The following is a 24,404-nucleotide window of genomic DNA, read 5'->3' as shown; positions in this document are numbered from 1 at the left end:
CCGGCCGGACGGGTCGTCGCGGACCGCTCATATGGCGGCGAGCGCCCGGAGCGTCGCCGCCTCCCGCGGCAGCAGCCGCTCGTCGTCCCCGGGGACGAACTCCAGCAGCACGTCCAGGGGTGCGGCCGGCTGGGTGCTCAGCCGCTCGAACGCGCGGCGCCACAGCGGGGCGCGCGCGGTCAGCGGCAGCCGGGTGGTGCCCGGCCACCAGGAGAAGGCGTGCACGGCGGCGACCCGGCCGCCGAGCGTCTCCAGACCGGTCAGCGCCTCCGCGTCGGGCAGGTCGACCGGCGGCTGCCAGTAGGTGCGCACCTCGGCGCGGTCCACCTCCTCGAGCAGGCGGAGGGTATGGGCGGCGCCGTCGGTGAGGGTGTCGCGATGGAACTCGTAGGCGAGTTCCACGCCCGCGTCCGCCGCGAGCGCCGCGGCGCGCCGGGTGTCCTCGACCACCGCCCGGCGCTGTTCGGGCGGCGTCGCGTCGGTGCCCGTGGCACCCGCCCAGATCCGCACCCGGGGCGCCCCGAGGGCCATCGCCGAGCGCAGCACGGCGTCGAACTCCCCCGGGTCGGTGTGCCCGGCGCGGTAGTACGAGCCGTACGAGGCGACGGCGAGCCCCGCGTCCAGCGTGGCCTCGCGCACCGCCCGGGCGACGGCCTCCTCGCCCGGCGGCACATGGACGTCACCGCCCCATTCGACGCACTCCAGGCCCGCGCCGGCGACGGCGGAGATCACCCGGGCCGGGTCGAGGTGGCGGAGGGTGACCGAGCAGATGCCCAGCCGGCTCACGCGGTCTCCTCCCTCACGGTGGGGACGGTGTGCGCGCTCCCGTCGCCGAAGTCCACGACGGTACGGGCGCCGTCCGGCCAGCGCACGGTGACGGTACACCCGCCGACCTCGGCGGCGGCGAGCCCGGTGAGCGGGTCCGGCCCGGGGTCGCCGGTGAGCGAGGCGAGCGCCACGAAGAGGGTGCCGGCCGGGTCCTCGCCGACGGCGCCGGTCAGCTCGGGCACCAGGGCCCAGCTTCCGTACGCGGTGCCCCGGGGCGCCCGTACCGTACGGGAGGTGTCCCAGCCGTGCAGGCCGAGGAGCTGGCCGGTGACCTCCGCCCCGGTGAGGGACACCTCCGGGGCCCCGTCGGTCGCCCCGGTCTCGGTGGCCGTGCCCGGGGGCAGCGCGATGGCCCAGCCGGTGTGGTGGACCACCGTCCCGGCGGGGATGTTCACGGTGCGGTGGACGCGCAGTTCGAGCCTGCCGCGCACCAGGGTCAGACTGTCGAGGCGCGCCGCGGGCAGGACGGGTCCGCCGGGCGGGAAGAGCGGGGTGTGGGAGGAGGCCAGCCAGTCGGGTCCCGCGGCGAGCGGCTGGATGCGCAGCCGGTCGCTGCGCACCCCGCGCACCTGGAGGGCGAGGTGGTTGTCGGGGATGTTGTCGGCGCTGGTGGGGCCGGTGCGGGTGGAGTAGGCGAGCCGCCCGTAGAGGGGTTCGGCGGGTGGCCGTTCCGCCTCCCAGGGGCGCACCTTGCAGCTGCCGTGGTTGTGCAGTCGTACCAGGCCGTCGCTCGCGGTGGTCTGGACGAGCAGCCCGGGGGCGGACAGCGCGAGTGCCCGGTCGGGCCCCTCGGCCGGGGCGGCCTCCTCGGGGGCGGTCCATACGGGGTGGTCGGGCGGAAGCAGCAGGCCGAGGAAGCCCTTCGACGCCCAGTACGGCGAGGCGGGTCCGGAGTAGCGCTGCACGGTCGGGGCGTGCGGCCCGTACCAGCCGAGGCCGAGGATGCCGTCGGCGGTGAGCGCGCCGCGGTCGAGGAAGTGGCGGAGCGCGCCGCTGAGGAGGCGGCGGGTGGTGCCGGGCGCGAGCGGGGTGTGGCCGGTGAGCGCGCCGAGCGCCACGGCGGCTCCGGCGGCGAACCGGTAGGTGAGCGAGCGGCCGTGGTGGATGGGGGCGCCACTGGCGTCGAAGAGCAGCGCGAAGCCTTCGAGGAACTCCGCCAGGCGGGGGCCGAGACGGTCCAGCAGGGCCCGGTCCCCGGCGAGGTGGGCGTGGAGCAGCGGATACATGTGCAGCGCCCAGCCGTTGTAGTGGTCGAAGGCGCGTCCGTCGCCGTCGGAGTACCAGCCCTGCCCCTGGTACCAGCCGTCGAGCAGGCCGAGCGCGCGGTCGGTGGCGCGGGCCGTTTCGGCGTCGCCCCGGCCCGCGGATTCGAGGAAACCGGCGACGGTGAGCTGGAAGAGGTACCAGTTGTTGGGAGCGGGCTGGTGGCGCAGCGCGCCGCGCAGCCACTCCTCGGTGCGGTCCCGGGCGCCGGGGGTCAGGGCGTCCCAGGTCCAGGGCGCGGTCAGGCGCAGCCCGAGCGCGACGGATGCGGACTCCACCATGGGCTGTCCCTGCACCCCGTGGTGTCCGATGAGCGGCCAGGACTCGGCGTCGTCCCGGCCGGGGGTGCGGGTGCCGTGGTCGATTCCCTCGGTGTAGCGCTCCAGGAAGCCGTGGGGGTCCTTGCCGTACGATCCGGCTCCGCGCAGCGCGGCGAGGAGGAAGGTGCGGGCGAACCCTTCGAGCCCGTCGGAGCGCACACCGGACCGGGACGGCGGCCCCGGCAGGTCGAGCAGCGCGTGGCGGGGGGTGGCGAAGCGGAGCGCGGCCCGCAGCAGTCCGTCTGCGGCGGCTTCCCAGTGGGCGCGGGTGTATCCGGTGTGCGGGCTCAGGGAGCGGTCGTCTTCGGGGAGGTCGAGTCGGAACATGTGGGGGTGTGTCTCCTTGTCCGGCGCGGCCGTGGTGCGGGGCCGCGCCTGCGGGGGCCCGTGCCTGAGGGGCGGTTCTACGCGGAGCGGTCCAGCCGTTCGTGGCGTACGGGATGCGCGAAGCCCCGGCCGGCCACATAGTTCTCGACCTCGCCGATCGCGAGGTCGGCCAGGCGCCGCAGCTCACCGCTCTTCGACCCGGCGATGTGCGGGGTGAGGAGTACGTTGTCGCAGGTGTACAGCGGTGACTCGGCCGACAGGACCTCCGGCACGGTGACGTCGAGGACCGCGTGGATGCGCCCGGCCACCACCTCGTCCGTCAGCGCCGCCTGGTCCAGCACCGCCCCCCGCGCGGTGTTGATGAGGGTGGCGCCGTCCGGCATGGCGGCCAGCAGCTCCCGGCCGACCAGGCCACGGGTGGCGGGCAGCAGCGGGGTGTGCACGCTGACGATGTCGCTGGTGGCGAACAGCTCCCGCAGCCCCACCTGTCCGACGCCCAGTTCCTGGGCGTCCCGGGCCGTCACATACGGGTCGTACAGCTGGATGTCGAGGTCGTACGGCTCCAGCAGGGCGATCACCCGGCGGCCGATTTCCGAGGCGCTGAGGATGCCGACCGTCCGGCGGTAGTTGCCCGCCTCCGGATAGCGTGCGCTCCAGTCGGCGGCGCGCCGTTCGGCGCGGTAGTCGCGGGCCATCTCCAGCACGCGCTTGTTGGAGAGAAGGATCATCGCGAGGGTGTACTCGGCGACGGGCACGGCGTTGGCCGCGGCCGCCGAGGAGACCGTGATGCCGCGCTCCCAGCAGGCGTCGGTGATGTGGTGGCGTACCGTCCCGGCGGTGTGGACGACGGCGCGGAGCCGGGGCGCCGCGTCCAGCGCACGGCGGTCCAGTGGCGGGCAGCCCCAGCCGGTGACCAGCAGTTCGGTGTCGGCGAGGGCGTGGCGCGCGGCGGGGGTGGTGAAGTCGTCGAGGACGAGGGCCGGGTCGAGGTCGAGGAGCGCGGTGAGCCGGTCCAGCGCGCCGGAGCCCAGCACCTGGCGGGCGGTGCGCGCCGCCATGGCCAGGGCGGCGCGCGGGCGAGGCGGAGACGGCGGCTGCGGTTGCGGCGGTTGCGAGGCGGTCACTTGACACTCCCTGCGGTCAGTCCGGACTTCCAGTAGCGCTGCAGCATCACGAACGCCACGATCAGCGGTACGACGGCGAGCAGCGAGCCGATGACGACCAGCGGGTAGTACTCGGGCGAGACGGTGGCGGAGCTGTTCCAGGTGTAGAGGCCGAGGCTGAGCGGATACAGGTGCTGGTCGGACACCATCACCATGGGAAGGAAGAAGTTGTTCCAGATGGCCGTGAGCTGGAACAGGAAGACGGTCACGAAGCCGGGGCCGAGCATGCGCAGGCTGACCCGCACATAGGTCTGCAGTTCGCCCGCGCCGTCGACCCGGGACGCCTCCAGCACCTCGTTCGGCACGTAGCCGCTGCTGAGCAGGCGGGCGAGGTAGACGCCGAAGGGGTTGAAGAGGACGGGGATGAAGACCGCCCAGAAGGTGTTCACCATCCCGGTGCCGGAGGCCACCAGGTACAGCGGCAGGGCGAGGACGGTGGGCGGCACCATGACGCCCGTGAGCACGAGGGCGAACAGCTTCTCCTTGTGCCGGAACTCGTACTTGTCGAACGCGTAGCCCGCGGCGACGCTGATCAGCGATCCGGTCAGGGCGCCGACAACCGCGTACAGCAGGCTGTTGACGTACCACTCGCCGTAGAGCCCGCCGTCCATGGAGAACAGGTCGGAGAGGTTGCTCGCGAAGGAGAAGTCGCCGAAGGAGAGGATGTCGCTGCCGAAGAGGGCGTCGGCGTTCTTGGTGGACGCCAGCAGCAGCCACAGGGCGGGCAGCATGGTGTACAGGGCCGCGAGCAGGACGACGGCGTTGGCCACGCCGCGGCTGGTCAGCCGGGACCGGCCGCCGGCTCTTGGGGTGCGCAGGGTGCTGGTCGGGGTGGTCGTGGTCATCGCGCGCTCCGTTCCCGGCGGCCCGACCAGCGCGTCACGGCGTACGACAGGGCGCAGGTGACGACGAGGAGGATGACCGAGGCCGCGGAGGCGAGTCCGTAGTTGTTGCGGCGGAAGGCCGCGTCATAGATGTACATGTTCGGGGTGAAGCGGGAGTTGACCATCGGGGTGGCCTGGTTCATCAGCATGGGCTCGGTGAACAGCTGCAGCGCGCCGATCAGGGAGAACATGCACACCATCACCAGGGAGCCCCGGATGATGGGCACCTTGACCTGGAGCGCGGTGCGGATGCCGCCCGCGCCGTCGATGGTCGCCGCCTCGATCACCTCGCGCGGCAGCGCCTGGAGCGCGGCATAGAAGATGATCATGTTGTAGCCGAGTCCGCTCCACAGGGCGATGTTGACGATCGACGGCAGCACGGTGTGCAGGCCGAGGAAGTCGATGGTGATGTGGCCTTGCGCGAACACCTTGATGATCGGGCTGAGCCCGGGGGTGTAGAGGTACAGCCAGATGACGGCCGCGATGATGCCCGGCACGGCGTGCGGCAAGTACAGCAGCAGCTGCGCGGTCCGCCGCAGCCGGACCAGGCCCGAGTCCAGCATCAGGGCGATGACCAGGGCGCCGAGGACCACCAGGGGGACGAAGATGACGCAGTACAGGGCGATGGTGCCGAACCCGGTGAGGAAGCTCGGGTCCTGCAGCACCGCGAGGTAGCTGCGCAGTCCGGTGAAGACGGTACGCCCGCCACCGAAGCCGAGCCCTTCGTGGTCCTCGGAGAAGAAGCTCAGGTAGACGGCGTAGCCGACGGGGACCAGGAACACGGCGATGAGCAGCGCCGTGAAAGGCGTCAGCAGCACGGCGGCGGCGATCCGCTGCTGGCGCCGCCCGGTTCCGGAGGGCGGATCGGCGGCGGCCGCCGGTGGCCGCGCCGTCGGTTTCGAGGAGATGACGGTACTCACGGGATACCTCGGCTCACGGTGAAGAGGGAAACCGGCTCAGGGGAGACACAGCGCGGATGGCGGGGTTCAGCGGGTGGTGACCGACAGGCCGAGGCTCTTGAGATCGGGCATCGTCCGGCTCTGGGCATCGCGCAGGGCCTCCAGCACGCTGCCGCTCCCGGCACCGGCCTTGGCGAGCCCGTCGTCACCGGAGGTGGTCGTCGACACCATCCGCGGCCCCCACTTCCAGGAGGGGTCGATCAGCTTGGCCTGCTCATCGAAGAGGCCGAAGATGTCCTGGCCGGAGAAGTAGCTGGTGTCCATCTCCTTGCGGGCGACCGGGACCAGGGCGGGCACCGACGGGAAGGCGCTGCTGACACCGCTGGAGAGCTTGGCGCGCAGGGCGTCGGGGCTGGTGACCATCCAGGAGATGAACTCCATGGCCTCCTCGGGATGGTCGCTGTCCTTGGTGACCATGAAGGTCGACCCGCCCTGGGTGCTCACCTTCGGCTTGGCCGCGTCCCACTGCGGCACCGGGGCGATGGCCCATTTGCCCTTGCCGTCGGGGGTGGACGCCATCATCGAGCCCGCGGCCCAGGCGCCCGCCAGATAGCCGGCCGTCTCACCGCTGCGCAGATGGGCCCGCCACTGCTGGCTGGACCCGGGCTCCACGCGCACCAGGTCGTCGTCCTTCAGGCCCTGCCAGTACCGGGCGACCTTGCGGGTGGGGGCGTCGTCCATGGACACGCGCCAGGTGTCGGCGGAGGTGTCGTACCACTGGCCCCCGGCCTGCCAGGCGTACGCGGCCAGGTAGAGCGTGCCGCCGGTGGTGAAGAGGCTGGCGATACGGGAACGGGGCTCGGCCTTCTTGAGCTTGCGGGCCGAACGCTCGAACTCCGCCCAGGTCTTGGGGACCGGGATGCGGTTCTTGGTGAAGATGTCCTTGCGGTACAGGAAGACCATCGGCTCGATGTCCACCGGTACGGCGTAGGTGCGCCCGTCGAAGGTGGTGAGGTCCAGCGCCTGCGGAAGGATCTTGCGGCGCACCGAGCCGGGCAGCAGCTCGCTGATGTCCCGGGGCACGCCGTCGATCGTGAAGCCGGGCAGCTGGGGGTACTCGATGGTGGCCACATCGGGGGCGTTGCCCGCGCGTGCGGCGTTGCTGAGCTTGGCCCAGCCGCCCTGTTCCCCCGAGGGGACCTGGGCGTAGTCGACCTTGACGTCGGTGTGGGTGCGGTTGAACTCGTCCACGACCTCCTGGCTGCCGCGCAGCGCGGACCAGAAGGTGAGGCGGACGGGGCCGTTCTTGGCGATGTTCGCTCCGCCGCCGGAACAGCCGGTCAGCAGGAGGGCGAGCAGTGTGAGCAGTGCCGTTGTGACGGCTGTCGCCCGGCGTCCGGTGGCCGCGCGTCCTGGGCGTCTGTGGCCAGGCATGGACCCTCCCCTGTTCGCGGTGGAGTCAGGGGGAATCCTGATCGCTTGACGGAAATACCGTCAATAGATCGAACAGAAGGAACCAAACCGGTCAAACGATCAGACGAGCGGGGCGGTCGAATCCCGGACCACCAGACCGGGCAACAGCTCCAGGTGGCGGGCGGCCCCCGGCCACCGGCCCTCCCGGGCGTGGTCGAGCTGCCGGAGCAGCAGCCCGAGGGCGGCCCTGCCGACCTCGGCCTTGGGCGGGGCGACGGCCGTCAGCGCGATCTGGCCCATGTCGGCCACCACATCGTTGTACGCGACCACCGAACAGTCCCGCGGCACCTCGACACCGGCCTCCCGCAGCCGCTGGACCAGCACCAGCGCGTCCATGTCGCCGTGGATCAGCGCCGCCGTCGCCCGGGTCCGGCGCAGCGTCTCCACCAGGTCGACCGCCCGTGGATCGGCGGCGCGCGGGTCGGGGCCCGCGGTGCGCGAGCTGAGGATGGCCGTACAGCCCTCGGCGATGCCACGGGCCTTTGTCTGCTCGGCGAACTCCGACCGGATCACCCTGGCGGTCGGGCTGTCGTCGCGCGCGGCCAGCACGACGCGCCGATGGCCGAGGGACATCAGATGCCCCAGCGCCAGATGCACCCCGTACGCGTGGTCCGAGCGCACACAGTCCAGCTCGTACAGGGAGCTGCCGCGCTCCGGGCGGCGCTCCAGCAGCACCACGGGCACGTCCAGCGCGCGCAGCCAGGAGTGATCCCGCGCCGCCTCGGCGGCCGTGCGCCAGTGCGGCGAGAGCAGCAGCCCGCGCGCCCCGGCCTCCAGCGCCGAGCGCACCGCGGTGCGCTCGGCGTCGTCCTCGTCGGCCGCGATGTGCAGCGCGAGCCGCAGCCCCGCCTTCTCGGCGGCCTCCCGGGCCGCCTGCACGGCCTGGGTCAGATAGGTGTTGCGCTCGGGGATCACCATGCCGACGGTGTCGCCGGTGGCGGCGGACTCCTCGGCCATCGGCCGCAGCGAACGGGCCACCCCGTGACCGCGGCGCACCTCACCGCGGCGGGCCAGCTCCTCGACGTCCCGCCGTACGGTGACGACGGAAACCCCCAGCTCATCCGCGAGATCGGTGATCCGCGCGAGGCCCCGGGACTCCACCAAACCCGCGATCCGCGCCTGCCGCTTCCGCGCCGACTCCCGCATGTCCTACCGCCCGTCTCGCCGGACGCGTGCGGCCGGACTGTGCGTCGACGCGATCGGCTTTCGTTATCCGCTGAACACCGCCATAGTAGCGATCATTCGATCAGCGGCAGCGGGGGCGTCGTCACACACCGGGCGGAAAGCCGTCCGGGAAGCCGTCAGGGGGGTAGCGGCGCATCAGCCACTCGGCCTGCACCTCCAGCACACGTTGCTTGCGGCGGCCGGCGCGCAGCATCAGCGCCAGGGCCGCCTCCAGGAGGACGAAGAAGACCACCGGCACCAGCAGCACCGGCTTGCCGGTCCGGATCAGCTCCACCACCAGCCCGATGGCGCCGAACAGCACCAGCACCATGGCCGGGACCAGCTTGACGAGGCTGCGCTCCCGCTCGATCATCTCGGCGTGGTTCCGGGCGGCCCGGGCGCTGCGGCCGTGGAAGGCCGGATGCCGGGCGGCCACCTCGAAGGGCGTACCGGGCGGGACCGCCTCCCGCCGCGCTCCGGCGTCCTGGTCCGGTACGAAGACGCGGTAGCGGACCGACTTCGAACCCCGGGTGCGCAGGTGGCGGTAGCCGTACGCGGTGGCCAGCTGGACCGCCTGCTCGGGGCGGAGTTCGGTGGTGCAGATGTCCACCTCGGGCCGCCCGTCGAAGAGATGGGCATAGTGGCCGGGCAACTCATGGCGCGCCTGGGCCATCCGCTTCGACAACGTCCCTCGTACCGCGGCCACGTCCCACCTCTTGTTGCACCCTGCCGACCGGCTGACCGGGCACACGCTACCTGCGCCGCGGATGGGCCGTACCGGCAAGGTCAGAGGTGATCGGAAACCGCGCTCCGGCATAGCGCCATACGTCGGGAAACCGACGATGACGGCCGGTCGGCGGCCCCTGGAGCTACGCCGCCTCGGGCCCGCCGGGCGGCCGCCCGCTCCGGCCCTGTCCCCTATAACGGCTCTCCCCTATATAGAGGACAGGAACGAAGGGGCGGGCCGCACGAGATGAGGGGGAGGGACGGCCGGGGGCGGGAACCGCCGCGACATCACCGTCCGGTGGGAGACCCCGGCCCCCCGGGAGCAGTCGGACCACCGCTGCGCCCGTCCCCGCCTCGGCGGGCTCACGGGGCGCGGGCCCGGGGGGCGCGGGAACCAGATCCCACACCGATGGCAGCGCCCGCAACGGCACGCCTGACGGCACCGGCGTCACCGTCGGAACCGGCTCCGCCATCGGCACCGGCTCCGCCATCGGAACCGGCGGTTTCCACGCGGGACGGTTTCCCGGGACGGTCCGCGAAACGCTGGTCACCGACGTCGGGTTCATCGCGGTCGCTCGCACGGCTTGGGCCCTTCCGGTCGTGGTGATGGCGAGGGGTTCTCCCTGTCGTACGTACGGCCGCGCCGCTGTGCTCAACGCCGAGGAAGAAAATTTCCGAGCGGTGGGACACAAGGGCCAACTCTCATCGAATCAGGGCGAACTTGACGGCCCCAACGCGCGGGCGCGGAGGATAGCAACGAGCGGCGATCGCTGTCCCGGCTTTATTCACTAGTGATGAGGTCTCCACGACCGTGCCACACCAGGCACTAGCGTCCGGTGTCACTCCGAAGCAAGGAGGGCGCTGTGCGATCAGCAATCCTGAGCAGATCCATCGCATCCAGCCGCACGATCGGCAGCGGGCTCATCATTGGTGCGCTCGCCGTTACGCTCGCGGCAATCCTCATTCCCGTGAGCCTGTTCAGTTCGAGCAGCGCCGCGGTACTGCCCAACGGCGTCTCGGACGACGGCGGGGGGACGGTCAGCACCCAGTACGGACCACTCACGCCGACCGATCGGGACTTCGTACGCAAGGTCAAGCTCGCCGGGCTCTGGGAACTCCCCTCTGGACGCATGGGCAAGGAGCGCGGCACCACGGAGGCGGTCAAGAGCGCGGCTCAGCACCTCATCGACGGCCACACCGAACTCAACCGCCGTACGGACGAAGTCGCCCAGGCCCTGGGTATCGCCCTGCCCACGCAGCCCAACGACCAGCAGCAGGGCTGGCTGAACGAGATGACCCAGGCCCCCAGCAGCGCGGAATTCGAGCGCTTGTTCGCTCAATTCCTGCGCAGTGCACACGGGAAGGTGTTCAATCTGGTGGCGCAGGTACGTGCCCAGAGCAAGAACTCCATGGTCAGGTCTCTGGCCACCAGGGCCAACACCATCGTTCTCGACCACATCACGGCTCTCGAGGACACCGGGCTTGTCGACTACGACGCCCTCTAACGACTAAGTGAAGTGATCTCATGAGGCAACAGACCCACAAGCGCGGGCGGTTCAAGAACAAAACGGTCGCCATCGTCGCCGCACTGGCACTCGGCGGCGGCGGGGCCGCGATCATCACCGCCAACGCGTCCGCAAGCGGTGACAAGAACGCTTCCGCCCAAGGTGGCGCGGTTTCGGCGAAATCCGCCGGTGGCACGATCAGCTGCCCCGATGTGAGCCAGAAGCTGAGCGGCGATGTGCCGAAGGGTTCCCGGTCCCAGGTCGCCAAGGGCCTCGGTGAGCTGGACAACCAGGTGGCCACCGCCTACCAGCAGATGAACAAGGGCCAGGCCTCGGGCGACGAAGTGCTGAGCAAGCTCAACGACCAGCGCCGGCAGACGCTCAGCCAGATGGGCCAGGCGATGGGCCAGGGCGGCGGGCAGAACGCCCAGCTGCAGGGCATGAGCGAATGCAAGATGCAGCAGGTCGCGCAGGCTGGTCAGCAGGACGGCCAGCAGCAGGGCCAGCAAGGTGGCCAGCAGCAGGATCAGCAGGGTGGTCAGCAGCAGGACCAGCAAGGTGGCCAGCAGCAAGGTGGCGACCAGCAGCAGGGCGGTGACCAGGGCGGCCAGCAGCAGGGTGGCGAGGGCGCCAACGACGTGCCCGGCAACGCCGGCGGCCAGGCGGGCAACGGCCCCGCGCAGAACGACTTCGTCGACATCACCAAGGTGCAGCCGAACGCCCAGAAGGCGCCGCAGGCGGGTGACAACGGCTCGACCGGCACCTTCAGTTCGGAGTGCGGCGTCGGCGACCCGAAACTCCGCAACAGCGACAACGTCATCGTCGCCCCCGGTGTGGGCAACGGAGCCCACCACACGCACGACTACGTCGGCAACGACGCCAACGACGCCTTCGCCAACAACCAGACCTTCGAGCAGGCCAGCACCTCCTGCGCCAACAAGGAGGACAAGTCCACCTACTACTGGCCGGTGGTCCGCCTCCAGGACGGCAAGGCCGAGGCCGACGCCAACGAGCTCGGCGGTGGCAAGGAGGGCAACGTCGGCACCATCCTGACCCCCAAGGCATCCAAGATCGAGTTCAAGGGCAACGCCCAGAGCAAGGTCACGGCCATGCCGAAGTTCCTCCGGATCATCACCGGTGACGCCAAGGCCTTCACCAACGGCGATGCCAACGCCAACGCCTCCTGGAGCTGCAGCGGCTTCGAGGACCGTCAGCTGACGGACAAGTACCCGATCTGCCCCCAGGGCAGTGATCTGCTGCGCACCTTCGACTTCCAGAGTTGCTGGGACGGCAAGAACATCGACAGCGCCAACCACCGTGACCACGTGGCCAACGCCAACGACGACGGCTCCTGCCCGCAGGGCTTCAAGGCCATCCCGCAGCTGGTGAACACCATCAGCTACGAGAACCCGGGGAACACCCCGTTCGCCGTGGACGGCTTCCCCGAGCAGTTGCACAAGCCCATCACCGATCACGACGATTTCATCAACGTGATGTCGGACAACCTCATGAAGAAGGCCGTGGACTGCATCAACAGCGGCCAGCAGTGCACCTGATGGGTGGCGAACACCAGGCGCGCGCCGGCCGCAAGGCCGGCGCGCGCCGCGCCGCGTCCCACCCTCGTGCCGGAGGTGACGCGGCCGCCGACGATCCCGCCGGGGACCATCCCGGCCACCCCGGCCACCCCGACCACCCCGACCGTCCGGTCCTCCCCGCCACGTGGGAGCCGGGCGGTCCGTGTGTGCGGGGGCTGGCCGCCACCGGCGCCGGTGCGCCCTCCGACCAGGAGCTGACCGGCCGGCTCCGGGAGGAGTACGCCTCGGGCGCCACCAGCCCGGCCTCGGGCGACATCCTGTACCGCCGCCACCACCAGGCGACGCTCCGTTACGCCCGCACCTGCTGCCGGGCGCTGCATGACGCCGAGGACCTGGCCTCCGAGGCGTTCATCCGCACGTTCCAGGCCGTCCGGGCGGGCGGCGGTCCACGGGGCCCGTGGCGGCCGTATCTGCTGACCGTCGTGCGCCACACGGCGCTGGAATGGAGCGAGGGCGAGCGCCAGGTCCTGCTGACCGCGGACTTCGAGTCCTGGCGGCAGTACGCGCCCACGGCCGACCCCCAGTGGCACCTGGTGGCGCGCGAGGACCGTCAGCTGCTCGTCCGCAGTTTCCGCAGGCTTCCGGAGCGGTGGCGGACGGTGTTGTGGCACACCCTGGTCGAGGAGGAACCCCCGCACCGCGTGGCGGCCTTATTGGGCATCTCCCCCAGCGGGGTCACATCGCTGGCCTTCCGCGCCCGGGAGGGGCTGCGCGAGTCGTATCTGCAGTCCCATCTGGAGTCCGCGGCGAACGACCGCTGCCGCCACTTCAGCGCCATGCTGGGGGCCTCGGTGCGGCGCGGCGGAGTGCGGGGCCACGCGCTCGCGCGCCATCTGGCCGAGTGCGCCTTCTGTGCCCACGCGTACAAGGAATTGCTGGGTCTCAACGCCGCGATGCGCACGGCGAACCCCCCGGCGGCGCGGTCGATGCGCTGACCACACGCCGGACTGCCGACCGCGCAACCGCGGCCGGCAGTCCCTGCTGATATCCGTGTGGGCCGATATCCGTGTGGTCAGAGTCCGTTGACGCGCGCCTCCCGCGCGATACCCAGCGGACGGACGCCTGGGGCAGCGCCGGTGCGGGGTCGTCGGCTCACCCGCGACGCATGGCGCCGGATGCGGTCCATCTGCGCCATCAGCCTGCGGCCGCGCAACGCCATCTCCAGCTCGAACCGTATTCGCGGGTCGCGCAGGCCCGGGCCGAAGAGCTTCTCGATCTGGCGCAGCCGGTACCGCACGGTCTGCGGATGCACCTTCAGCGCCTTGGCCGCCTCGGGGGCGCCACCGCCCTCCAGCCAGGCCAGCAGGGTCATCTGCAGCCGTTCGCTCTGCCGGGGGGTCAGCCCGACCAGCGGCTTGAGCCAGCGCGCGGCCAGCGCCCGGACCAGGGACTCGTCCTGGAGCAGCAGCAGCATCGACAGATGGTCGTCGACGAAGTGCACCCGGGGGTCGGGGCCGCCACGGCCGGGGGCCATGGTCAGCAGGCGCCGGGCCCAACGCACCGAGGAGGCCGCGTCGTTGAGCGGCACCACATGGCCGACCGCGGCGGTCCTGCCGCGCAGCGCGGTTTCCAGCGCGCCACGGGTGCCGGGGTCCGCGGGCGCGTCCCGGTCCGGGTCCCGCTCGCCGTCCTGAAGCCGCTCCGCGCCCTGGTCGGGGGCGGGGCCGGGGTCCGCGTCCGGGTCGGGGATCAGCAGGCACAACTCGTCGCCGACGGCGCCGATGAGGGTGTCTCCCAGCACGGCGGCCAGTGGCGGCGCCTCGCCCGGGGTGGGCAGGGCGATGGCCTGGACGGTCTCCGGCAGCGGCCAGCGGGCCGCCCGGGACAGCTCGGCCAGGGTCCGCTCGGACACCGAGACTTCGCCGATCAGGGCCTCGAACAGGTCGCGCCGGGCCCGCTCGGGCGGAATGTCGGTGGGCGGCTCCTCGCCGTGGGCGGCCTCGGAGAGGGCCGGTGTCCCGGCGCCCTCCTCGCCCGGCTTCCGGTAGCCGAGCGCCGCCAGGAGTGCCTGCTCGACATCCCAGCGGACCTTGTCGCGCTCAGTGTCCTCCAGAAGGTCGGCGAATCCCGGGATTCTGTGCCGGAGGTTCTCGATCACCTCGTCGGCCAGGGTCGGGAGCTCATTGCGCAGCACGCGGGTCCACTCGCCACGGGGGCGGGACCAGATGCGGTTCACCAGTTCGCCCATCATTACCTCGTTCTTGCCGGGGGGAGGTCCGACCGTTGGGGGGTCGGTCGGACCCGTGGAGGTTGCCTCCGTCTCCGGCTCGTCCGGTCCGGGAAGGGAGTCGAGGGTCCTCCGCATCTCATAGAGGACCCTCGCCCCTACCGATCCCGGCGCTTTGCCGGGTCTTTGCCATCGGGATGACAGTGGATCAGCCGTAGACGGTCTGGGCAGTGTTCATACACGAGAAGTTGTCACGTTACGACAAATCTTATGGAGATCACGTGTAGTTCCGAGAAGCTGCTGCCCCCAAGACGACTTTGACGTATCTCGTCATCCGCGCGGAACACGCGCGATCGGGAGGCTCCAATGTCCATGTCCCAAACGCCTTCTCCCTCACAGGGGCGCCACGGGGGACGACAAGCACCTGGAGGACGACGAGCCGCTCGCCGGACTCGGCGGGACCAGCCCGGAATCGGGTGGTCCCGGAACATCCGCGTCTACGCTATCGTCGCGACCGTCGTGCTGTCCCTCATCGTGACGTACAACGCCGGCGCTTTCAGCCAGACTTTCGCGTTCCTCGACTTCGGCGCCGGGGTCCTCGCCCTGGTCTGCCTCAGCTCAGCGGTGATGTGGGGGCTCGCCGCGACCGACCAGCTCATCCTGCACTCCAACCACCGTCTGATCGCCCAGGGCATCCACCGGGCGGCTGCGGTCGCGGGCCTCATCTTCCTCGGTATTCACATCTGGGTGAAGGTCGCCGAGAGCCACACGAACACGGCTTCGATCGTGCTACCGTTCGCTGACGCAAAGCAGCCGGTACTGATCGGGCTGGGCACCATTGCCGGTTACCTCTTCGTCATCGCGGCGGTGACCGGAGCGGTCCGCAGCTCGTTCGCCGCGGCGGGCAACTCCCGCTGGCGGTACCGGTGGTGGCGGGCGCTCCACGTGGGCGCCTACCCCGCCTGGGGTCTCGCGCTGATCCACGGCCTGAAGGCCGGTCGTGCGGCCAAGATCTGGGCGACATACGGCTACATCGCGGCCCTGGCCGGAGTGGCCATCGCGCTGTGGATGCGGCTCGCAGCCCGGCGCAGCCAGGACGACGATCGAGGGGACGGCATCTCGGTGAGGAATCCGCCTGCCCGCAGCCTGCAGGAAGGCCGCACGCGGCGCGCCGCGCCCACCGTACCGAGGCCCCGTTCGGCCGACTCGGGCCGGCGGGACGGTGAACGGCTCGGTGCCTCCCGTGGGTGGGACCGGTGATCAAGACAAAACCCAGGCTGGCCTGTGTCGATCCGCCCCGGCTGCTCGCCGGGCTGGACGAGGCGTACCGGCTCGACCGAGTCGGCCACCTGACGGTGCACGGCACGATGCCCGCCCTGCGGGCCGACGAACTCGTCGCGCTCGCGGAGAACATCGATCTCCGCGGGCGCGGCGGGGCCGGTTTCCCCTTCGCCAAGAAGGTGACCGCGGTGGTCGAGGCGGCGGGCCGCGCGGGTGGCCGCTGCAACGTGGTGGTCAACGGCAGTGAGGGCGAGCCCAGTTGCCTGAAGGACACCGCCCTGCTGCTCCACACCCCGCATCTGGTCATCGACGGCGCCACCCTGGCCGCCGAGGCGATCGGCGCCGAGGAGGTCGTCATCGCCTGCCACCGGCCGGATGTGGAGGAGTCGCTGAACGCCGCCATCGCCGAGCGCGGCCCCAGCGGTGTCCCGGTGGAAGTGAGCGTGACGCCCGACCGGTTCGTGGCCGGTGAGGGCGGCGCCGTCATCAACGGCATCAGCGGCGCCCCGGCCATCCCCAACGGCCGGAAGATCCGGTCCAGCGAGAACGGTCTCGGCGGGCTGCCGACCCTGCTGTCCAACACCGAGACCTACGCCCAGCTCGCCATCGCGGCGCGGATGGGCGCCCTGCCGTACCGCTCGGTGGGGCTGCCCACCGAACCGGGCACGACGCTGCTGACGGTCGGCGGCAAGTACGTGATGGAGACGCCGACCGGGGTCCCGCTCACGTACATCCTGGAGCTGTGCGGGCTCAGCCCCGGCCAGGGTGTGCTGGTGGGCGGCTACCACGGCAAGTGGCTGGACCCGAAGAGCATCAACGCCACCACCATCTCGCGCGAGTCCATGAAGAAGTACGGCGCGCGGCTGGGCGCGGGCGCGGTGCTGCCCATCCCCGAGGACACCTGCCCGCTCGGCGAGACCGCGCGGGTGGCCCGCTGGCTGGCCGCCGAGACGGCCGGTCAGTGCGGCCCCTGCTTCATCGGGCTGCCCGCGCTCGCGGACGCCATCGGCCAGGTGGAGCGTGGCGGCGGCCAGTCGGCCATCGACAATGTGCGCGCGTACATCAATTCGGTGCGCAAACGGGGCGCGTGCAGCCATCCCGATGGCACGGCCGGTTTCGTGACCACCGCGCTGGACGCGTTTCCCGAGGAGTTCGAGTCCCATGCGCTCGGCGCCGGCTGCGGGCGGCCGACGATCGGCGTCCTGCCGATGCCCGAGGAGACCCAGCCGCTGGCCCTGCCGCCCGGTCCGGCGTCCGCGCCACCGCGCGCGGAGCGCCAGCAGCGGGGCCCGACGGAGAAGCTCCTGGTGGACTGGTCGCTGTGCCAGGGCCACGGGCTGTGCGCGGACATCCTGCCGCCCGAGGTGCTGACGCTGGGCATCGACGGCTATCCGTCCTCCGCCCGGATGGACGTGCCCCGCCAGCTGCGCGGCCAGGCGGTGCGCGCGGTGCGCCGCTGCCCCGCGCTCGCGCTGCGCATCGAGGAGTAGCCCCGCCCCACGTCCTCCTGTCACGACGGCCGTTGAACCAACGGCCGTCGCTTGCTGTGCGCTCGCGTATCCAGCGTTTTGTGCGTCTGGTGACAAATTTTCAACCGGCTGAACGTCGCTCGGCACGGGCTCCGTATGGGCATGGTGTCGGCGCCTACACCGCCGGACACCGATAAGGATTTTTCGCAGGGAGTGGTCATGGAGAAGCGGCGTCAGATCGCATTCGCGGGAGTGTCCGTGGCAATGGTCATGCTGACGGCGGCGTGTGGCAGCAATGACACCTCCGCGGGCAGCGCGAACGTCCAGCCCGTGGGCGGCAGCAGCCAGACGGCGAGTGCGGGCGTGGGTGCTTCGGCGTCGGCGGGTGCGGGTGCGGCGGCCGCGGGGGCCGGCGCGACCGGTGGGTACGGCAGCGCGGCGGGCAGTGACGCGGCGGGCAGCGGTGGCAGCAAGACGGGCGCCGCGCAGCAGCTCGCGGTCAAGACCGACGCCAAGCTGGGCAAGTTCGTCGCCGACAGCGCCGGGATGACCCTCTACCGGTTCGACGAGGACACCCCCAAGCCGGCCAAGTCCAACTGCAACGACGCGTGCGCCACCAAGTGGCCGCCGGTGCCCGCGGACGATGCCCTCGCCGGCGCGGGCATCGACTCCAGCAAGCTGGGCAAGGTCAAGCGCGCCGACGGCACCGAGCAGCTGACCCTGGAGGGCTGGCCGGTCTACCGCTACGCGGGCGACACCAAGGCGGGCGACACCAAGGGCCAGGGCGTGGGCGGCACCTGGAACGCGCTGGCCCCGGACGGAAAGCCGGCCGGCAAGAAGGCCGCGGGCGGCGCCCTGCAACTGATGGTCAGCAACAACGCCGACCTCGGCAAGATCATGGTGGACGGCAAGGGCATGACCGTCTACCGGTTCGACAAGGACAGCGCCTGGCCGATGAAGACGGCCTGTGTCGACGCCGCGTGCCTGGACAAGTGGAAGCCGGTCAAGGCCGTCGACACCACCAAGGTCGCCGGTGTGGACGCCTCGAAGGTCACCTCCTTCAAGCGCCCCGACGGCTCCAAGCAGGCCGCGTTCGACTGCTGGCTGCTGTACACCTTCGTCGGTGACAAGAAGCCCGGGGACACCAACGGCCAGGGTGTGAAGGGCACCTGGTTCGCGGTGACCGACAAGGGCAAGAAGGCGGGCCAGTAAGACGGCAGGATGGTCCACCTCGGCGGGGCCCCGGAGCGTGCGCTCCGGGCCACCCGCCGGATGTCGACAGGAGGTTGATGTGTCACGCGCACTTCGTGCCACCGCGCTCTGCGCGGCGCTGCTGTTCGTGAGCGGCGTGGTGAGCGGCTGCGGCGGGAGCGGCCAGGCCCATGTGAAGAAGCCGGAGAAGGAGAAGGCGCCCGCCGCCAAGGAGCTGGGGAAGCCCGGGAAGCCGGCGGCCCTGACGCGGATCGCCGACGCCATCGGCTGCAAGGCGACCATCGTCACCGAGGCGGACGAGCTGCGCCAGGGCGCCTGCGAGTCCGGCAAGGGCGACCGGTACACCATGGTCACCTTCGCGACCGAGAAGGGCCAGAAGGACTGGCTGAACACCTCGAAGGACTACGGGGGCATGTATCTGGTCGGCGCCCGCTGGTCGGTCACCGGTCAGTCCTCGGGATCCCTGGAGCCGCTGCGCGCGAAGCTCGGCGGGGACATCGAGCAGGGCTCGATGATGCACCACGGTGGGTCGGCGTCCCAGGGCGGGGCCCATGAGAAGTCGCAGTCCCACGACGGGATGAAGATGGACTGACCGGTGCCACGCCACGGCCCTCAAGCGGCGCAGGAATCAGCCCACTTGAGCAGGTCGGGATCGGCGAGCGTGGAGACCCACAGATCCACCGGCGGACGCTCGTCGACCGGTTTGCGGGGTCCCACGCCGAGCACCCTCAGCCCGGCCCGGGAGGCGGACAGGAAGCCGCAGTGGGAGTCCTCCACCGCGAGCGCGTCGCCGGGGGCCGCACCGCACAGGCGGGCGGCCGCCAGATACACATCGGGATACGGTTTGGGGCGCACTTCCCCTCCGGGGACCAGCACATGGCCGAAGTAGCGCAGCAGCCCGGCCTTGGACAGCCCGTCCTCGACGACGTCGCGCGGGCAGTTGCTCGCCACGGCCAGCGGCGCGAACGCCGCCGCCTTGTGGACCAGTTCGGCCGCGCCGGGCATGGTGACCGGGTCGTCCGCCACCAGTCTGCGGAAGGCGCCGAGCAGTTGCCGGGTCATTTCGTCGGCGAGGTCGGGAAGTCCGGCGTATTCGGCCAGCATGCGGCCGCATTCGGTGTAGTGGAGTCCCTTGGTGCGCCGCGCGAACTCCTCGTCGGTGACGGCCCCGTAGTCCGCGAGTACCACTTCGCGGGCCTTTTCCCAGTGCCGTTCGGAGTCCATCAGCGTGCCGTCACAGTCGAAGACGATGGCGGCGGGGGTCCATGCGAGAAGGGTTTCTGCTGTCATCTGCCTGCCGTTCCAGGAGAGATGGAGGGAATCGGCGCAGGGCGTGCCTGTGACCTTCGAGAGCAGCGCGGTGAATTCGCTTGCGGCGCCGCACGCGGAATGCGCTGATGAACGCCGTACAGGCGGAGAATTGCCTGCCCGAAACATAACGATCACTACGTTAGAGAGATAACTCGGAGTAGGCAAGGGGTCACTCAGCGTCGGCGATTTGTTCGTCGCTCAGCGTGTTCGCAGCTCGGAGTGTTCGTCGTTCAGAGTGTTCGTCGTTCTGGTGTGCGGTCAGCCGTACTGGAGCACACCGACCGCCGTGCAGATGTCCGCCTGGCGCAGCCGGAAGACACACGTTCTGCCGTGGGAGACGCACTCGACGACGGCGGGCGGATGGGACTCGGTGAAGCGGATCGCCTTCATCCGGCAGGCGAGGGGGCGGATCAGCAGGCCCCCGCTGGCCAGCGCCGCGGCCTGCCGGGCGCCCTCCAGCAGCACCAGCCCCGGCACATGGTCGCTCCAGTGGTCGAAGAAGAACGGGTGGCGGGTGTCCGCGGGGTCCAGGTACACCACTCCCCCGTCCCGTACCACCAGCACGTCCCGGGGCGCGGTGACGCCCAACTGCCCTGGTGAGGGCCGTACGGCGGCACGCAGCCGGCGCCGGGCGGTCTGGCCCGAGCGGGCGGCGCGGGTCTGCGCGTACGCCGTGCCGTCGAGGAAGCGGGCGGTGCCCCCGGCCCGCGCGAAGATCCGGCCACCCGCCCACAGACCGACGTCGAGCCGCATCCCGGACACGAACCGCCCGGAGGGTGCCGCGGTGCGGACGTCCGTCACCGCGATCCGGCAGGTGATGTCGGTCGCCCCGTAGGGGGCGCGGGGCTCGGCCTCCGGGTCGAGCCGGAAGAACAGGTCCCGGATCAGGAAGTGCGCGCCCGCGGGCACGGCGTAGTACCGGGTCGGGATGTAGATCCCCAGTTCGCGCAGGGTTTCGGCGATCATCAGCGGATGGTGGCGGCCGTCCCCGCCGTGCGGGAACGTCGGATGGGACCGGGGCCACTGGGCGGCCGCCTCGAACCGGCCGTCACCCAGCGTACGGACGTCGGTGAGCAGCACCTCGGCCACCGACACCCGGTGCACGGCCTCACGCGCCACGGTGCGGGACCAACTGAGCGGCCGACCGGTGGGACCGGTCGGCTCCGAAAGGCCGCGAGCCTCACGAACGATCACCATAAAATACTAATAATGTTTGACCTGTCTGTCCTCATCACCATCCGCGGCCGAAAGTCCGCTAAGTTCACTCCGTCACACCGGACCGGGCTGATCGATAGGATGACGAACACGTGCAAGAGCGGGCCGAACAAACACGCCGGTCTCTTCTGGAAGCGGCCGCATCCCTTTTCGACGAACGCGGATACGCCGGAACGAGCATCAGCGACATCACCGCCCGGTCGGGTCACACCAGCGGCGCCATCTACTTCCACTACACCAGCAAGGAAAGACTCGCGCTCGCCGTGGTGCAGGAACACTTCGCCACCTGGCCACCCCTGATCCAGCGGCACACCGGGCTGCGAGTGCCCGCCCTGGAGCAGCTCGTCCGGCTCAGCTTCGCGGTGGCCCGCGCCTTCCGCGATGACATCGTGGTACGGGCCGGGGCCCGGCTGTGGACCGAGCGCTCCCTGATCGCGGCGCCCTTCCCGCCCCCGTTCATCGGCTGGATCGACGCCGTCGGTGCCATGCTGGAACGGGCCCACGGCGAGGGCGAGCTGGCCGCCCATGTCGAGCCGCTGCCCGCCGCCCGGACCATCGTGTGTGCCTTCTTCGGCCTGCACACGGTCTCCGAGGCCCTCGACGGGCGGCGGCTCGTCGAGGACCATCTGGCCGAATTGTGGACCCTGCTGCTGCCCTCGTTGCAGGCCCGCCCCGGACACCCCGGCCCCACCGCCGAACTGCTGGCGGCGGCCCGGGGCGCCTGACCGGCGCGCGGAGCGCCCGGACCGGGCTACTTCCAGATCTCGGCCACCCACTCCGGATGGTCGATGAACGGGTTGCGGTTGTGCTGGAAGTCGTCGTAGATGACCTGGTTGCGCTTCTTCTCGAAGGCGTCCGGCGGGTCCGTCTCGTTCCACTTCTTCAGCACGGAGAGCCGTCCCATGAAGGGCCGGCTGCCGTTGTCGACCTTGTCGTTGGGCTCCAGGTCGGGGAAGCCCTCGCCGCCCTCGTAGCGGACCGACATGTACAGGATCATCCGGGCCACATCGCCCTTGACCTGGTCACGGGGCTCGAAGGAGTCGTCGTCGGTGCGGTTGCCCGGCGCCTCCCCCACCTCCGAGCCTCCCTCGTCGAAGTCCTTGTTGCCACGGGTGCTGTTGACCGAGACATCGGCCGGGCGCAGATGGTGGATGTCCGTGCCGGGGCCGGTGGCGGTGCCGAAGTCGCCGTGCGACTTCGCCCAGACGTGTTCGCGGTTCCAGTCGTCGGCGTTTCCGCCGTTCGAGTCCTTGCTCTGGGAGCGGCCGGTGTAGAGCAGGATGACGTCGGCGGAGTTGTCCGGGTCCTCGTCGGTCTTCTTGAGGGCGTCCCAGACCTCGTCGTAGGACAGCTTGCTGACGTCCCTGCTGATGATCTGGTGCAGGGCATCCTTCAGCGGCTCCCCCGTCTTGCCCATCGCGTCCTCGTAGTACGTGTCGTCGTACGCGGTGGCGGCGGGTGTCGCGGTGGCCGGGGTCTGCGCCGTGACGGCGACCGTCACGACGCCGGCCAGCAGCACCAGGGATTTCCAGCGGGTCACACGGGTCACACGGGTCATGTGTGGTGTCCTCTCCCCGATTTACGACCGTTGTTCGATCCCCGAAAGGGTGTCAGACACAGGATCGTCCAATGGTGAACATCGCGAAGAGATTCCGTGTCAGGGCCATGACCACGCCAGGTCCCTGACCACGGTCGTCACAGCGAGGCGCCCCCGCACATCACCAGCGTCTGGCCGGTCACCGAACCGCCCTCCGGGCCCAGCAGGAACGACGTCAGCCCGGCCACCTCCTCGGGCCTGACGAGCCGGCCGAGCGGCGGAACGACGGGCGGGGTGCGGCTGCGGCCCGGATCCCGCAGCATCGGGGTGTCCGTCGGCCCCGGCGCCACCACGTTCACGGTGACCCCACGCGGCGCCAGTTCGGCCGCCCACGACCGGGCCAGACCCGCCAGCGCCGCCTTGGTGGCCGCGTACTGGCTCTTGCCCGGCACACCCGTCATGGTCCGGCTCCCCACCAGCACCAGCCGGCCGCCGTCCCGGACCCGGTCCACCAGGGCGTCCGCCAGGACGGTGGCCGCCTGGACGTGGATACGCCACATGAGGGACCCGTCCTCGGGCCGCAGCTCGCCCAGCCGGGCGGAACGCTGGACGCCCGCCGCGTGCACGAGCGCGTCCAGCGGGCCGTCCTCGGCCATCGGGGTGAGCGCCGCCGGCAGCTCCTCCGGCCGGGCCAGGTCGGCCGGCAGCCAGCGCAGCCGCTCGTGCCCGTGGGACGGCGCCGTACGGCTGATCCCGGTGATCCGCCACCCCTCGTCCAGCAGCCGGGCGGCGATGGCGGCGCCGATACCGGAGCTGACACCGGTGACCACCGCGTGGCGGTGGCGGGGCTCAGCCATCCGCGGCCCAGTCCGGGCTGACCCGGACGTACTTGATGGCCTGGCGGTGGTAGGTGTACGCGATGTGCAGCGTGCCGTCCGGGGTCTGCCGGATGGTGGGGTACGACAGCTCCCGGTTGAGCCGGTCGCGTGAGTTGTTGGTCAGGCAGTGTCCGTCGCCGACGTCCAGATCGCGCCGTACGGGCCAGGTGCGTCCGCCGTCGGCGGACAGCGCGAGGGTCATCGGCGCCCGGGGCGCACCCCAGAAGGCGCCGGGGGCGTCCTCCTGCTGGGCGGGCGGCGAGGGCGCGGCGGCCGGGGAGCCGCCCGCCTGCCCGTCGTCGTCGATCTCGTCGTACAGCGACACCCGGCGGGCCGTGGCGTCCGCGCGGCTGCTGTGGTTGTACACCAGCGCCAGCCGTCCGTCGCCGAGCGGGACGTACTGGACGGAGGAGTTGTTGTTGGGCAGCTCGGTCGGCTCCGGCTCGCTCCAGCTCTCCCCGCCGTCCGTGCTGTGCGAGCGGTACACCGCGTCGGCCCAGCGGCTGCGGAACAGCGCCAGCAGGGTGCCGTCGGACAGCGGGTGGACGTTCATGTGCACACACCCCGTGGAGCCCGGCACCGGCCGCTCCCGCCAGGTGCGGCCCTGATCGTCGCTGATCATCACCGCGCTGGTGTCATGGTCGCCCACCCATCTGGCGCCGGGCGTGGACACGCAGTGGAACACCGGCAGCAGCCACCGCCCGTCGTCCAGGACCGCGATCGGCTGGCGGATGAACACCCCGCCCCCGGCGGTGGCCGGAAAGAGGGTGCGCGGCGCGCCCCAGGTGTGCCCGTTGTCGTCCGACACCCGCACCCGGACCTCCGCGGTGTCCTGGTTGCCCGCCCGCTGGGCGGTGTAGAGCAGCCACAGGTCACCGGCCGGGGTGGGGAACAGCAGCGGGTTCTGCTCGGAGCGCTCCGGGTCGTCGGAGAGCCGGACCGGCTCCGACCAGGTGCCGGAGCCGGGCGCCAGCCGGGAGAACCACACGGAGATGTCCGGCACGCCCTCCTGGGTGCCGCCGAACCATACGCAGCCGAGGTCACCGCCGGGCAGCACGGTCAGGTTGGCGGCGTGGTTCTGGACGGCCGGTGCGGGCAGGAACGCCTCCTGGCGCGCCGGGTCGCCCGGCCGCGGCCGGAGTCTCCCGTCGTAAAGCGGTATCGCGGTGTCATGGTCGGCGGTCATG

The 24,404-nt window shown here is 71.1% G+C and carries 22 protein-coding genes; 8 read left to right on the top strand and 14 right to left on the bottom strand.

Going from position 1 to position 24,404, the window contains the following annotated elements; all coding sequences use genetic code 11:
- Positions 1-27: 27 nt before the first annotated feature.
- The 8 genes from ASC60_RS16690 to ASC60_RS16655 form a co-directional block, all read right to left on the bottom strand.
- Positions 28-786, bottom strand: a complete 759-nt coding sequence (locus ASC60_RS16690) for a sugar phosphate isomerase/epimerase (protein ID WP_055551599.1) — start codon at positions 784-786, stop codon at positions 28-30.
- The gene (locus ASC60_RS16685) at positions 783-2,738 is read right to left on the bottom strand and encodes a DUF2264 domain-containing protein (protein WP_055551597.1); all 1,956 of its coding nucleotides are present in this window, start codon (positions 2,736-2,738) and stop codon (positions 783-785) included. The genes ASC60_RS16690 and ASC60_RS16685 overlap by 4 nt, the downstream gene beginning before the upstream one ends.
- Before the next feature lie 77 nt (positions 2,739-2,815).
- Complete coding sequence (locus ASC60_RS16680) at positions 2,816-3,796, bottom strand: hydroxyacid dehydrogenase (protein ID WP_055551842.1); 981 nt, start codon at positions 3,794-3,796, stop codon at positions 2,816-2,818.
- Positions 3,797-3,858: 62 nt separating this feature from the next.
- Positions 3,859-4,746 (bottom strand): carbohydrate ABC transporter permease, encoded by an 888-nt coding sequence (locus tag ASC60_RS16675; protein WP_055551596.1) that lies wholly within the window; start codon positions 4,744-4,746, stop codon positions 3,859-3,861.
- The gene (locus tag ASC60_RS16670; RefSeq protein WP_055551594.1) at positions 4,743-5,705 is read right to left on the bottom strand and encodes a carbohydrate ABC transporter permease; all 963 of its coding nucleotides are present in this window, start codon (positions 5,703-5,705) and stop codon (positions 4,743-4,745) included. Before ASC60_RS16670 ends, ASC60_RS16675 begins: the two co-directional genes overlap by 4 nt.
- Before the next feature lie 66 nt (positions 5,706-5,771).
- On the bottom strand, positions 5,772-7,118 hold the full coding sequence (locus ASC60_RS16665; RefSeq protein WP_055551592.1) for an ABC transporter substrate-binding protein: 1,347 nt from the start codon (positions 7,116-7,118) through the stop codon (positions 5,772-5,774).
- Between the two features lie 99 nt (positions 7,119-7,217).
- Positions 7,218-8,303 carry a LacI family DNA-binding transcriptional regulator gene (locus ASC60_RS16660; RefSeq protein ID WP_055551591.1) on the bottom strand — a complete coding sequence of 362 codons (1,086 nt, stop codon included), beginning with the start codon at positions 8,301-8,303 and terminating at the stop codon, positions 7,218-7,220.
- Between the two features lie 121 nt (positions 8,304-8,424).
- Positions 8,425-9,027 (bottom strand): hypothetical protein, encoded by a 603-nt coding sequence (locus tag ASC60_RS16655; RefSeq protein WP_055551589.1) that lies wholly within the window; start codon positions 9,025-9,027, stop codon positions 8,425-8,427.
- 883 nt (positions 9,028-9,910) lie between these two features.
- Between ASC60_RS16655 and ASC60_RS16650 the strand changes: the two genes are divergently transcribed.
- The 3 genes from ASC60_RS16650 to ASC60_RS16640 are packed head-to-tail and all read left to right on the top strand — an operon-like array spanning position 9,911 to position 13,082.
- Positions 9,911-10,552 (top strand): DUF4142 domain-containing protein, encoded by a 642-nt coding sequence (locus ASC60_RS16650; protein ID WP_234356973.1) that lies wholly within the window; start codon positions 9,911-9,913, stop codon positions 10,550-10,552.
- A 20-nt stretch (positions 10,553-10,572) separates the two neighbouring features.
- Positions 10,573-12,108 (top strand): DUF1996 domain-containing protein, encoded by a 1,536-nt coding sequence (locus ASC60_RS16645; RefSeq protein ID WP_055551585.1) that lies wholly within the window; start codon positions 10,573-10,575, stop codon positions 12,106-12,108.
- Complete coding sequence (locus ASC60_RS16640; RefSeq protein ID WP_055551841.1) at positions 12,108-13,082, top strand: RNA polymerase sigma factor; 975 nt, start codon at positions 12,108-12,110, stop codon at positions 13,080-13,082. Before ASC60_RS16645 ends, ASC60_RS16640 begins: the two co-directional genes overlap by 1 nt.
- A 77-nt stretch (positions 13,083-13,159) precedes the next feature.
- Here the strand turns inward: ASC60_RS16640 and ASC60_RS16635 are convergent, their stop codons facing one another.
- On the bottom strand, positions 13,160-14,338 hold the full coding sequence (locus ASC60_RS16635) for a CdaR family transcriptional regulator (protein WP_079038439.1): 1,179 nt from the start codon (positions 14,336-14,338) through the stop codon (positions 13,160-13,162).
- A gap of 495 nt (positions 14,339-14,833) precedes the next feature.
- Here ASC60_RS16635 and ASC60_RS16630 point away from each other — a divergent pair, with 495 nt between their 5' ends.
- The 4 genes from ASC60_RS16630 (at position 14,834) to ASC60_RS16615 (ending at position 18,868) form a co-directional block, all read left to right on the top strand.
- Entirely contained in the window at positions 14,834-15,574 is a 741-nt protein-coding gene (locus ASC60_RS16630) for a hypothetical protein (RefSeq protein ID WP_234356972.1), read from the top strand.
- A complete protein-coding gene (locus ASC60_RS16625; protein WP_199830971.1) occupies positions 15,571-17,085 on the top strand; it encodes an NADH-quinone oxidoreductase subunit NuoF family protein in 1,515 nt (504 codons plus the stop codon). Before ASC60_RS16630 ends, ASC60_RS16625 begins: the two co-directional genes overlap by 4 nt.
- A 198-nt stretch (positions 17,086-17,283) precedes the next feature.
- The gene (locus ASC60_RS16620) at positions 17,284-18,276 is read left to right on the top strand and encodes an SCO0930 family lipoprotein (RefSeq protein WP_055551837.1); all 993 of its coding nucleotides are present in this window, start codon (positions 17,284-17,286) and stop codon (positions 18,274-18,276) included.
- Between the two features lie 79 nt (positions 18,277-18,355).
- The gene (locus ASC60_RS16615; protein ID WP_055551580.1) at positions 18,356-18,868 is read left to right on the top strand and encodes a hypothetical protein; all 513 of its coding nucleotides are present in this window, start codon (positions 18,356-18,358) and stop codon (positions 18,866-18,868) included.
- Positions 18,869-18,888: 20 nt separating this feature from the next.
- On the opposite strand, the gene ASC60_RS16610 is transcribed toward ASC60_RS16615, so the two are convergent.
- Together ASC60_RS16610 and ASC60_RS16605 are read right to left on the bottom strand one after the other, a co-directional pair.
- On the bottom strand, positions 18,889-19,566 hold the full coding sequence (locus tag ASC60_RS16610) for an HAD family phosphatase (RefSeq protein WP_055551578.1): 678 nt from the start codon (positions 19,564-19,566) through the stop codon (positions 18,889-18,891).
- Positions 19,567-19,845: 279 nt separating this feature from the next.
- The gene (locus tag ASC60_RS16605; protein WP_234356971.1) at positions 19,846-20,706 is read right to left on the bottom strand and encodes a ScbA/BarX family gamma-butyrolactone biosynthesis protein; all 861 of its coding nucleotides are present in this window, start codon (positions 20,704-20,706) and stop codon (positions 19,846-19,848) included.
- A gap of 188 nt (positions 20,707-20,894) precedes the next feature.
- Here ASC60_RS16605 and ASC60_RS16600 point away from each other — a divergent pair, with 188 nt between their 5' ends.
- Complete coding sequence (locus ASC60_RS16600; RefSeq protein WP_055551574.1) at positions 20,895-21,527, top strand: ScbR family autoregulator-binding transcription factor; 633 nt, start codon at positions 20,895-20,897, stop codon at positions 21,525-21,527.
- Between the two features lie 26 nt (positions 21,528-21,553).
- Here the strand turns inward: ASC60_RS16600 and ASC60_RS16595 are convergent, their stop codons facing one another.
- From ASC60_RS16595 to ASC60_RS16585, 3 genes are all read right to left on the bottom strand, one after another.
- Positions 21,554-22,360, bottom strand: coding sequence for an endonuclease I family protein (locus ASC60_RS16595; protein ID WP_055551572.1), 807 nt, complete (start codon positions 22,358-22,360; stop codon positions 21,554-21,556).
- A gap of 137 nt (positions 22,361-22,497) precedes the next feature.
- Positions 22,498-23,196 (bottom strand): SDR family NAD(P)-dependent oxidoreductase, encoded by a 699-nt coding sequence (locus ASC60_RS16590; RefSeq protein ID WP_055551570.1) that lies wholly within the window; start codon positions 23,194-23,196, stop codon positions 22,498-22,500.
- Positions 23,189-24,403, bottom strand: coding sequence for an exo-alpha-sialidase (locus ASC60_RS16585; protein WP_055551568.1), 1,215 nt, complete (start codon positions 24,401-24,403; stop codon positions 23,189-23,191). The genes ASC60_RS16590 and ASC60_RS16585 overlap by 8 nt, the downstream gene beginning before the upstream one ends.
- Position 24,404: the final 1 nt, after the last annotated feature.

The sequence above is a fragment of the Streptomyces sp. NBRC 110028 genome (assembly GCF_001417735.1).
GTDB lineage: Bacteria > Actinomycetota > Actinomycetes > Streptomycetales > Streptomycetaceae > Streptomyces.
Note: the sequence above shows the minus strand (reverse complement) of the source record. Positions and strands in the feature narration are given on the sequence as shown.

Bases quoted from the DNA above. Each gene is read 5' to 3' on its own strand.
- ASC60_RS16680 (WP_055551842.1), bottom strand. From the start codon at position 3,796: ATGGCGGCGCGCACCGCCCGCCAGGTGCTGGGCTCCGGCGCGCTGGAC.
- ASC60_RS16685 (WP_055551597.1), bottom strand. From the start codon at position 2,738: ATGTTCCGACTCGACCTCCCCGAAGACGACCGCTCCCTGAGCCCGCAC.
- ASC60_RS16665 (WP_055551592.1), bottom strand. From the start codon at position 7,118: ATGCCTGGCCACAGACGCCCAGGACGCGCGGCCACCGGACGCCGGGCG.
- ASC60_RS16675 (WP_055551596.1), bottom strand. From the start codon at position 4,746: ATGACCACGACCACCCCGACCAGCACCCTGCGCACCCCAAGAGCCGGC.
- ASC60_RS16640 (WP_055551841.1), top strand. From the start codon at position 12,108: ATGGGTGGCGAACACCAGGCGCGCGCCGGCCGCAAGGCCGGCGCGCGC.
- ASC60_RS16610 (WP_055551578.1), bottom strand. From the start codon at position 19,566: ATGACAGCAGAAACCCTTCTCGCATGGACCCCCGCCGCCATCGTCTTC.
- ASC60_RS16635 (WP_079038439.1), bottom strand. From the start codon at position 14,338: ATGATGGGCGAACTGGTGAACCGCATCTGGTCCCGCCCCCGTGGCGAG.
- ASC60_RS16585 (WP_055551568.1), bottom strand. From the start codon at position 24,403: ATGACCGCCGACCATGACACCGCGATACCGCTTTACGACGGGAGACTC.
- ASC60_RS16595 (WP_055551572.1), bottom strand. From the start codon at position 22,360: ATGACCCGTGTGACCCGTGTGACCCGCTGGAAATCCCTGGTGCTGCTG.
- ASC60_RS16645 (WP_055551585.1), top strand. From the start codon at position 10,573: ATGAGGCAACAGACCCACAAGCGCGGGCGGTTCAAGAACAAAACGGTC.
- ASC60_RS16660 (WP_055551591.1), bottom strand. From the start codon at position 8,303: ATGCGGGAGTCGGCGCGGAAGCGGCAGGCGCGGATCGCGGGTTTGGTG.
- ASC60_RS16590 (WP_055551570.1), bottom strand. From the start codon at position 23,196: ATGGCTGAGCCCCGCCACCGCCACGCGGTGGTCACCGGTGTCAGCTCC.
- ASC60_RS16620 (WP_055551837.1), top strand. From the start codon at position 17,284: ATGGAGAAGCGGCGTCAGATCGCATTCGCGGGAGTGTCCGTGGCAATG.